Origin of the sequence: Methylobacterium sp. WL116 (assembly GCF_008039455.1) — a bacterium.
Lineage (GTDB): Bacteria > Pseudomonadota > Alphaproteobacteria > Rhizobiales > Beijerinckiaceae > Methylobacterium.
This window is the reverse complement of record NZ_VRUV01000207.1, coordinates 1-7,748: the sequence shown is the minus strand read 5'-3', so window position 1 is coordinate 7,748 and position 7,748 is coordinate 1. Positions and strand designations below refer to the sequence as shown.

At 70.7% G+C, this 7,748-nt stretch carries 6 protein-coding genes and 1 pseudogene; 4 read left to right on the top strand and 3 right to left on the bottom strand.

Annotated features, from left to right (window positions below; translation table 11 throughout):
- From topA to FV223_RS15390, 3 genes are all read right to left on the bottom strand, one after another.
- Nucleotides 1-2,589, bottom strand: a 2,589-nt coding sequence (gene topA / locus FV223_RS15400; RefSeq protein ID WP_147727859.1) for a type I DNA topoisomerase, incomplete at its 3' end; no start/stop codon positions are given.
- Nucleotides 2,590-2,794: 205 nt separating this feature from the next.
- A complete protein-coding gene (locus FV223_RS15395) occupies nucleotides 2,795-3,706 on the bottom strand; it encodes a molybdopterin-binding protein (RefSeq protein WP_147727858.1) in 912 nt (303 codons plus the stop codon).
- The gene (locus tag FV223_RS15390; protein ID WP_243983517.1) at nucleotides 3,703-4,557 is read right to left on the bottom strand and encodes a cytochrome b/b6 domain-containing protein; all 855 of its coding nucleotides are present in this window, start codon (nucleotides 4,555-4,557) and stop codon (nucleotides 3,703-3,705) included. The genes FV223_RS15395 and FV223_RS15390 overlap by 4 nt, the downstream gene beginning before the upstream one ends.
- Nucleotides 4,558-4,700: 143 nt before the next feature.
- Here FV223_RS15390 and FV223_RS15385 point away from each other — a divergent pair, with 143 nt between their 5' ends.
- The 4 genes and pseudogenes from FV223_RS15385 to FV223_RS31825 form a co-directional block, all read left to right on the top strand.
- Nucleotides 4,701-5,648 carry an aspartate carbamoyltransferase catalytic subunit gene (locus tag FV223_RS15385; RefSeq protein ID WP_147727857.1) on the top strand — a complete coding sequence of 316 codons (948 nt, stop codon included), beginning with the start codon at nucleotides 4,701-4,703 and terminating at the stop codon, nucleotides 5,646-5,648.
- A gap of 5 nt (nucleotides 5,649-5,653) precedes the next feature.
- Nucleotides 5,654-6,964, top strand: a complete 1,311-nt coding sequence (locus FV223_RS15380) for a dihydroorotase (RefSeq protein WP_147727856.1) — start codon at nucleotides 5,654-5,656, stop codon at nucleotides 6,962-6,964.
- A complete protein-coding gene (gene plsY / locus FV223_RS15375) occupies nucleotides 6,961-7,593 on the top strand; it encodes a glycerol-3-phosphate 1-O-acyltransferase PlsY (protein WP_147727855.1) in 633 nt (210 codons plus the stop codon). Before FV223_RS15380 ends, plsY begins: the two co-directional genes overlap by 4 nt.
- 21 nt (nucleotides 7,594-7,614) lie before the next feature.
- Nucleotides 7,615-7,748, top strand: a pseudogene (locus tag FV223_RS31825) (DNA-protecting protein DprA); the annotation flags it as partial.

Here is a 7,748-nt window from a genome sequence, read left to right as displayed (position 1 = left end):
GGCATCGACCTCGTCAACGCCAAGCGCGCGGCTCGGCTTGCCCCCGCCGGCCGCGCGCTTGGCGTTGACGAGGTCGATGCCCTCGGCGAGCGTCAGCGCCTCGGCGGCCATCGATTTCGGCAGGGTCGCGTTGACCTCGCCGTCGGTGACGTAGGCGCCGTACTTGCCGGCCTTGACCACCAGCTCGCGACCCGTCGCCTCGTCCTTGCCGATCGGGCGGCCGGGATCCGAGGACGGGCGGCCGCGGCCGCCGCCCTGTTCCTTGGCGACGATCAGGTCGATCGCCCGGTTGGCGCCGACCTCGAGCACGTCGTCGTCCTTGCCCAGGTTCGCGTAGGTCTTGCCGTGCTGGACGTAGGGCCCGAACCGGCCGAGATTGGCCAGGATCGGCTCGCCGGTCTCCGGGTGCCGGGCGACCTCGCGCGGCAGCGACAGCAGCCGCAGCGCCTTCTCCAGGTCGACCATCGACGGCGTCACACCCTTCGGCAGCGACGAGCGCTTGGGCTTGGCCGCGTCCTTCTCGGTCGAGGCCTCGCCGAGCTGGACGAACGGGCCGAACCGGCCGTCGCGGATCGTCACCGGCAATCCGGTCACCGGATCGTTGCCGAGCACCCGCGTGCCGGGCGGGCTGCCGTCCGGCGATGAGCCGTCACCCTCGCCCTCGATGCCCGCGGCCGAGAGCTGCCGGGTGAACTTGCATTCCGGGTAGTTCGAGCAGCCGACGAAGGAGCCGAACTTGCCGAGCTTCAGCGAGAGCTGGCCCGAGCCGCAGGTCGGGCAGGTGCGCGGGTTCGAGCCGTCGGCCTTCTCGGGGAAGATGTGGTCGCCGAGAAGCGTGTTCAGCGCCTCCAGCACCTCGGTGACGCGCAGCTCCTTGGTGCCGCCGACGGCGGCGGAGAAGTCGCGCCAGAAGTCGCGCAGCACGTCGCGCCAGTCGATCTCGGCGTTCGAGACCCGGTCGAGCTGGCCTTCGAGGTCGGCGGTGAAGTCGTACTCGACGTAGCGCTTGAAGAAGCTCTCGAGGAAGCCGGTCACGAGCCGGCCCTTGTCCTCGGGCTGCAGGCGCTTCTTCTCGATCTTGACGTATTCGCGGTCGCGCAGGGTCTGGAGCACCGCGGCGTAGGTCGAGGGCCGGCCGATGCCGAGCTCCTCCATGCGCTTGACGAGGCTGGCCTCGGAGAAGCGCGGCGGCGGCTCGGTGAAGTGCTGGGTCGAGGCGATGCGCTCGCGCTTCAGCGCCTCGCCGGCCTTCATCGGCGGCAGGCGCTTGCCGTCCTCGTCCTCCTCGTCGTCCTTGCCCTCCTGGTAGAGGGTGAGGAAGCCGTCGAACTTCACGACCTGGCCGGTGGCGCGCAGGTCGATCCGGCGCGGGCCGACGCTGGCGGTCACGTCGACCGTGGTGCGCTCCAGCTCGGCCGACTCCATCTGGCTGGCGACGGTCCGCGTCCAGATCAGGTCGTAGAGCTTGGCCTGCTCGGGATCGAGCATCCGCGCGACCTGCTTCGGCAGCCGGCCCATGTCGGTCGGGCGCACGGCCTCGTGGGCCTCCTGCGCGTTCTTGGCCTTGGCGCTGTAGCGGCGCGGCACGCCCGGGACGTACTTGTCGCCGAACTCGCGGCCGATGACCCGGCGCGCGTCGGCGATGGCCTCGGGCGCCATGTCGACGCCGTCGGTCCGCATGTAGGTGATCAGGCCCACCGTCTCGCCGCCGATGTCGACGCCCTCGTAGAGCTTCTGGGCGACGCGCATGGTCTGCGCCGGCGCCATCCCGAGCTTTCGCGACGCCTCCTGCTGCAGCGTCGACGTCGTGAAGGGCGGCTGCGGATGGCGCTTGGCGGGCTTCGCCTCGACCGAGGCGACCTGGAACGTCGCGAGCTCGAGGTCGCGCTTGAACGCGGCCGCATCCTCGCCGTTGCCGACGTCGAGGCGCTGGATGCGCTTGCCGTCGGCCCCGACGAGGCGAGCCTCGAACACGCCGCCGTCTGCGGTCGAGAGGGTCGCGACCAGCGACCAGTACTCGCGCGGCTTGAAGCGCTCGATCTCGACCTCGCGCTCGCAGACGAGCCGCAAGGCCACCGACTGCACGCGGCCGGCCGAGCGGGCGCCGGGGAGCTTGCGCCACAGCACCGGCGACAGGTTGAAGCCGACGAGGTAGTCGAGCGCCCGGCGCGCCAGGTAGGCGTCGACCAGCGCCTGATCGATCTGGCGCGGCTGCCGCATCGCCGTCTCGACCGACGCCTTGGTGATCGCGTTGAAGGTGACGCGCTCGACCGGGATGCCCTTCAGCACCTTGCGGGCGGTCAGCGCCTCCAGCACGTGCCAGGAGATCGCCTCGCCCTCGCGATCCGGGTCGGTCGCCAGGATCAGCTTGTCCGCGCCCTTCACGGCGCGGGCGATCTCGGACACCTGCTTCGAGCCGCGGGCGTCGAGCTCCCAGATCATGTTGAAATCGGCTTCGGGATCGACCGACCCGTCCTTGGCCGGAAGGTCGCGGATGTGCCCGAACGAGGCGATGACTTCATAGTCGCGGCCAAGATACTTGTTGATGGTCTTGGCTTTGGCCGGCGACTCGACGACGACGACTTTCATGGACGAAACAGCCTCTCGTCAAAGCCCGAGCAGCGGCAGGAACGCACCAATTGTTGGGTTTCGCGCCGCGGCCGGGCCGGACCTGCGCGGGGCATGAAGTGGTTCATGCCCCGCGGGTTGTCAAATGGGGGGCTGTTCGGGGCGCCTGCCGCGAGGCGCGTACGGGTGGGCATTCTCCCCCCCTCTGCGGGGGAGGGGGCCGGTCTCAGATGCCGGCGTACCATTCGTAGCCGCGGTCCTCCCAGTAGCCGCCCTGGCCGTCGCCGATCCTGGCCAGCGATTCGACTACCTCGATCCGCATCACGTACTTGGCCTGCTTGTAGCCGAGCTGCCGCTCGAGCCGCAGGCGCAGGGGCGCGCCGTTCGAGACCGGGAGCGGCTTTCCGTTGAGGTCGTAGGCGAGGATCGTCTGCGGGTGGAAGGCGTCGGTGAGGTCGATGCTCTCGTAGTAGCGGATCGGCGTGCGCGTCTCCTCGGGCTCCTCGGCCGGGGCACCGCCCCAGGCGTCGGCATCGTTGCCCGCGGCCGCCACCTGGACGTGGCGCACCGCGCTCGGGTTCTCCGGCTGCAGGAACGCGCCGTCTTTGCCGCCTTCGAGGCCGCCGCCGGCATATTCGAGCGTGTCGGCGCAGTGGAACACGACGTAGCGCGCCTGCGGCTTCAGCCCGGCGCGGTTCAGCACCTCAGCCAGCGGCACGCCGGACCATTTTCCGATGCAGCTCCAGCCCTCGACGCAATCGTGCCGGGTCGTCTGCGTCCGCGACGGCAGCGCGCGGAGGTCGGCGAGGCCGAAGCTCTGCGGTCGCTCGACGAGGCCCCCGACCTCGAGCTTGAAGGTCGAGAAGTTCGAGGCCGCAAGCGCCTTGTAGGCCTTGTCCGGCGGGTCGATCGTGCCGTTCGGCTTGAACACCGCCGAGATCTCGGAATCCGGGAATTCCTTCGCCAGCGAGGCGTTCGAGAGCAACAGGCGCTGCACGAACAGGTTGGCGTCCTCGCCGGCCTTCAGCGTCCGCGGGCCGTAGGCGGACCCGGCGAAGCGGTCGCAGCCGGCGAGCATCGCGGTGCCGCCGAGCGCGGCGACGGTGGTGAGGAAGCGGCGGCGGTCGAGGTTGCTCATCGCGGGGTCGCTCCGTCCTTCTCGATCGCGAACCAGCCGGTGACCATGCCGCGCATGTTGTTCCAGAAGCCCGAGACCAGCACCAGCACCACGTGCACGATCACGAACAGCACCAGGAGGTTGGCCACGATGAAGTGGATCGTGCGCGCCGACTGCCGGCCGCCGAACACGTCGACCAGCCAGGGCCAGGCGGCATCCATGCCCGGCGACATCGCGAGGCCGGCCAGCACCATCACCGGCAGAAGGCCGGCGATCACGGCGAGGTACGTCAGCTTCTGCAGCACGTTGTAGCGCTTGGCCTCCTCGCCCTTGGGGAAGTGCAGCGTGAGATGCTCGCGCACCGAGCCGCCGAAGTCGCGGATCTGGTCGCCGTCCGGGATCACCCGCCGGCGAAGCTGCCCCGACACCAGCCCGTAGAGCAGGTAGATCGCCCCGTTGATCACCAGCGCCCAGGCGAACAGGAAGTGCCAGCGCCGCGCGGTGGCGAGATCCTGCCCCGAGGGGATCGTGCTCCACGACGGGAAGGCCCGGTCAGTCATCTGGCCCTGGTCCTTCGAGAGCCCGAGCACGCCGGTGGTGTCGAAGGTGCGGCCGCCGATCGTCACGATGCCGCGGGCGTTGCCCTTGGCGTCGGTGTCGCTGGTGATCGCCAGCGCCGGGGTGTCGAAGGTCGACTTCGCGCCCCAGTACAGGGCCGGATGCGCGTTGAAAATCTGCAGCCCGCTCATCAGCAGGATCAGCAGGGAGGCGGCGTTGAGCCAGTGCGCGACGCGGATCACCAGCGGATGCCGGTAGATCGCCTCGCGGCGGGGCGTCGCGGTGCCGGAGGGAATCGCCGGGGAAGCTGCCAAGGGAGTGTCACCTGATTGTCCGAGTGGCGACCACTTCGCCGCCTCGTCTCGGCTGGTTACGTATCGCCGCCGCCGAAAGTTGCCAGCCCGGTCCCGCGCCGCGCGCTTGCCGTCGCATCGGGCGCGACCTATCACGCGAGGCGATGAGCCAGCCGACGCACCCGAACTATCCCCACCGGCATCTCCTCGGGATAGAGGGCCTGTCGCGCCCCGACATCGAGGGGCTGCTCGACCGGGCGGACGCGGCGGTGGCGATCTCCCGTCAGGTTGAGAAGAAGCGCGCGACGCTGCGCGGTCGCACCCAGATCAACCTGTTCTTCGAGCCCTCGACCCGCACGCAATCCTCGTTCGAGCTCGCCGGCAAGCGCCTCGGCGCCGACGTGATGAACATGTCGGTGGCCTCGTCCTCGGTGAAGAAGGGCGAGACGCTGATCGACACCGCGGCGACGCTGAACGCCATGCGGCCCGACATCATCGTGGTGCGCCACCATTCGGCCGGCGCCGTGCACCTGCTCGCGCGGAAGGTCGACTGCTCGGTGGTCAATGCCGGCGACGGCGCCCACGAGCACCCGACGCAGGCGCTGCTCGACGCGCTGACCATCCGCCGCAACAAGGGGCGGATCGAGGGGCTTCGCGTCGCGATCTGCGGCGACGTGCTGCACAGCCGCGTCGCGCGCTCGAACCTGATCCTGCTGCAGGCGCTGGGTGCGCGCGTCCGCGTGATCGCCCCGTCGTCGCTCCTGCCCGCCGGCATCGAGCGCTTCGGCGTCGAGGTCTTCACCGACATGCGCAAGGGCCTCGACGGCTGCGACATCGTGATGATGCTGCGCCTGCAGCGCGAGCGCATGAACGGCTCGTTCGTGCCCTCGGTGAAGGAGTATTTCCGCTATTTCGGCCTCGACGCCGACAAGCTCGCGCTCGCCGCTCCCGACGCCCTGGTGATGCATCCCGGCCCGATGAACCGCGGCGTCGAGATCGCCTCCGACATCGCCGACGGGGCGCAGTCGCTGATTCGCGAGCAGGTCGAGATGGGCGTCGCCGTGCGCATGGCGGTGATGGAAGCGCTGGCCTCGCATCTGCCGAACGCGTGATGGCCATGACCGAACAAGCTCAGATCCTCACCAACGCCACCCTCCTCGACCCGGCCGACGGCCGCGAAGAGCCGGGCCATGTCCTGATCCGCGACGGCCGCATCGCCGACATCGCCTGGGGCGCGGCGCCCGGCCTGCCGGAGGGCGCGCGGACGATCGACTGCGCCGGCCACGTGCTGGCGCCGGGCCTGATCGACATGCGCGCCTTCGTCGGCGAGCCCGGCGCCGAGCACCGCGAGACCCTGGCGAGCGCCAGCGCCGCGGCGGCAGCCGGCGGGGTCACGACGCTGGTCTGCATGCCGGACACCAATCCGGTGATCGACGGGCCGGCGATCGTCGACTTCGTGCTGCGCCGCGCCCGCGACACGGCCTGCGTCAACGTCCTGCCGGCGGCGGCGATCACCAAGGGGCTTGCCGGCCACGAGATGACCGAGTTCGGCCTGCTCCAGGAAGCCGGCGCCGTCGCCTTCACCGACGGGCTCCGCGCCGTCACGCACGCGCAGGTGATGCGGCGGGCGATGACCTACGCCCGCGACTTCGGCGCGCTACTGATGCAGCACGTCGAGGAGCCCGACCTCGTCGGCGAGGGCGTGATGAACGAGGGCGAGCTGGCCTCGCGGCTCGGGCTGATGGGCATCCCGCGCGAGGCCGAGACGATGATGCTGGAGCGCGACCTCCGCCTCGTCCGCCTCACCGGCGCGCGCTACCACGCGGCGATGATCTCCTGCGCCGACTCGGTCGAGATCGTGCGCCGGGCCAAGCACGACGGATTGCCGGTGACCTGCGGCGCCTCGATCAACAACCTCGTCCTGAACGAGGGCGACATCGGGCACTACCGCACCTTCTGCAAGCTTTCGCCGCCCTTGCGCGGCGAGGCCGACCGGCAGGCGCTGGCGGCGGCGCTGAACGAGGGCGTGATCGACGTCGTCGTCTCCGATCACAACCCGCAGGACGTCGAGACCAAGCGCCTGCCCTTCGCCGAGGCTGCCGACGGCGCGCTCGGGATCGAGACCCTGCTCGGCGCCGCGCTCCGCCTCGTGCGCGCCGGCGACGTCACGCTCGCGCGCCTGCTCGCGGCGCTGTCGGCGAATCCGGGGCGCATCCTCGGGCGCGAATCCGGTCGGCTCGCGGTCGGCGCCCCGGCCGACCTCGTGCTGATCGATCCGGACGTGCCCTACGTGCTCGACAAGCGGACCCTGAAGTCGCGCTCGAAGAACTCGCCGTTCGACGAGGCGCGGATGCAGGGCGCCGCGGTGCTGACGCTCGTCGGCGGCCGGATCGTCCACCGCTCGGCCGACCTCGCGGCGGCCGCATGAGCGCGCTGTCGGACATCGCCTGGCCGGTCGTCCTCGGCTGCCTGGCGCTCGGCTACGCCCTCGGCTCGATCCCGTTCGGGCTCGTCTTCACGCGGCTTGCCGGCCTCGGCGACGTGCGGGCGATCGGGTCGGGCAACATCGGCGCGACCAACGTGCTCCGCACCGGCCGCAAGGGGCTCGCCGCCGCGACGCTGCTCGGCGATGCCCTGAAAGGCACCGCGGCGGTGCTGATCGCGCAGCGGTTCGGCCAAGGCACCAGCGACGGGACCGGCGCGTGGCCGGCGCTCGCGGCCGGGCTCGGCGCCTTTCTCGGGCATCTCTTCCCGGTCTGGCTCAGGTTCAGGGGCGGCAAGGGCGTCGCGACCTTCCTCGGGGTGCTGCTCGCCCTAAGCCCGCCGGCGCTGCTCGCCTTCGCGGCGATCTGGCTCGGCCTCGCCTTCGCCGTGCGCTACTCGTCGCTCGCGGCGCTCGCAGCCTCGGCCGCGACCCCTATCATTCTGTGGGCCTTGAACGATCCGGCGCGCGCGGGCCTCTTCCTCGTCCTCGGCCTGCTGTTATGGTGGAAGCACGCGCCCAACATCCGCCGGCTGGTCGACGGCACCGAGGGACGGATCGGTCAGAAGGGCTGAGACCCCTTCGGGGGAAGGCCCGTGCAGCTCACCGACGCACAAAGGCTCGACTGGCTCCGCTTGATCCGAACGGAAGGGGTCGGGCCGCGCACGTTCCGCAGCCTGATCAGCCGCTTCGGCGGCGCGGCCGGCGCCCTCGCGGCCCTGCCGGACCT

Excerpts from the sequence above, each read along its gene's own strand:
- FV223_RS15380 (WP_147727856.1), top strand. The coding sequence starts at position 5,654 with ATGACCGAACAAGCTCAGATCCTCACCAACGCCACCCTCCTCGACCCG.
- FV223_RS15395 (WP_147727858.1), bottom strand. The coding sequence starts at position 3,706 with ATGAGCAACCTCGACCGCCGCCGCTTCCTCACCACCGTCGCCGCGCTC.
- plsY (WP_147727855.1), top strand. The coding sequence starts at position 6,961 with ATGAGCGCGCTGTCGGACATCGCCTGGCCGGTCGTCCTCGGCTGCCTG.
- FV223_RS15385 (WP_147727857.1), top strand. The coding sequence starts at position 4,701 with ATGAGCCAGCCGACGCACCCGAACTATCCCCACCGGCATCTCCTCGGG.